The organism is Protofrankia sp. Cj3, assembly GCF_917627355.1.
In the GTDB taxonomy this organism is placed as follows: domain Bacteria; phylum Actinomycetota; class Actinomycetes; order Frankiales; family Frankiaceae; genus Protofrankia.
The window spans coordinates 1-1,176 of record NZ_CAKJTR010000070.1 but is presented as its reverse complement, the minus strand read 5'-3'; the positions used below and the strand labels follow the sequence as shown (position 1 = coordinate 1,176).

Sequence of the window (1,176 nt, the reverse complement as noted above, 5' to 3'; positions counted from 1 at the left end):
CCTATCACCCCCGCACCGACCGAAGGTTCCGCCCTTCCGCACATGCCACAAGGCCGATCGTGTCTTTCCTCACACCCACTCCATAGGGCTTCCCTTCATCGAAAACGGGCGGTACAGGTCGCTACCAGATGGGATTCAGCCATGCATCGTGTCGCCGTCCTCGCCTTGGACCGCGTAATCCCATTCGAGACGAGCATCCCGGTGGGGATCTTCGGCGACGCCGCCCGGCCGGACGGCACACCGCTCTACGAGGTGGCCGTCTGTACCGTTGGCGGCCAGCCCATGCCCGCTGCCACTACCAACAACAGAGCCGGGGCGTTGGCGAAGGCGGACACCGTCGTGATCCCCGCCGTCCACCCAGTCGATGCGGTCATCCCACACGGGCGGCTGCGTGACGAGATAGCCGACGCGCTCGCCCGCATCCCAGCCGGCGCACGCCTGGTCTCGATCCGCACGGCGACGTTCATTCTGGCCGCCGCGGGCCTGCTCGACGGCCGCCGGGTCAGCATCCACTGGCCAGACATCGACCGCTTCCAGCGCATGTTTCCCCGCGTGAAGATGGACCCCGACATGCCCTTCATCGACGACGGCGACGTGCTCACCTCCGCCGTCTCCGGTGCCGAGCTCTATCTGCGCATGGTCCGCCGCGACCACGGCAGCGAGGTCGCCACCCGGCTGGCTCGGCGTTGGATCATGTCACCTTGGCCCGATGGGAGGCAGACCCAGCACATCGGACACCTTGTCCCAGAACCGTGGGAGGCCAGCACCGCCGCAACCCGTGCCTGGGCGCTCGAACGCCTACAGGAACCGGTATCCCTGCCCGACCTGGCCGCCCACGCGCGGATGAGCGTCCGCACCTTCACCCGGCGGTTCCGCCAAGAGGTCGGCCTCACCCCCGGCCAGTGGCTGACCGGGCAGCGGCTGCAACGAGCTCAGCATCTGCTCGAAAGCAGCGACCTGCCGATCGACCGCGTCGCTGAGCACGCCGGCTTCGGCGCCACCGTCTCCCTGCGCCAGCACTTCCGCACCGCCTTCGGCGTTCCGCCTGCCGCCTACCGGCGTACCTTTCGCGCCCGCAACGATTGCAACGCTTGACGCCCGCGTCGGGGGCGGTCTCCAGCCGACGAAGACCGCGACTCGTGGGGGTCACAACGTAGCCCGATCTGGAAAACCCCC

Annotated in this window: 1 protein-coding gene; it reads left to right on the top strand. The window is 68.4% G+C overall.

Translation table 11 applies throughout. From position 1 onward, the window contains the following. Window positions 1-141 precede the first annotated feature (141 nt). Window positions 142-1,095 (top strand): GlxA family transcriptional regulator, encoded by a 954-nt coding sequence (locus MJ783_RS11660; RefSeq protein WP_239310429.1) that lies wholly within the window; start codon window positions 142-144, stop codon window positions 1,093-1,095. Window positions 1,096-1,176 lie beyond the last annotated feature (81 nt).

Bases quoted from the DNA above. Each gene is read 5' to 3' on its own strand.
- MJ783_RS11660 (WP_239310429.1), top strand. From the start codon at position 142: ATGCATCGTGTCGCCGTCCTCGCCTTGGACCGCGTAATCCCATTCGAG.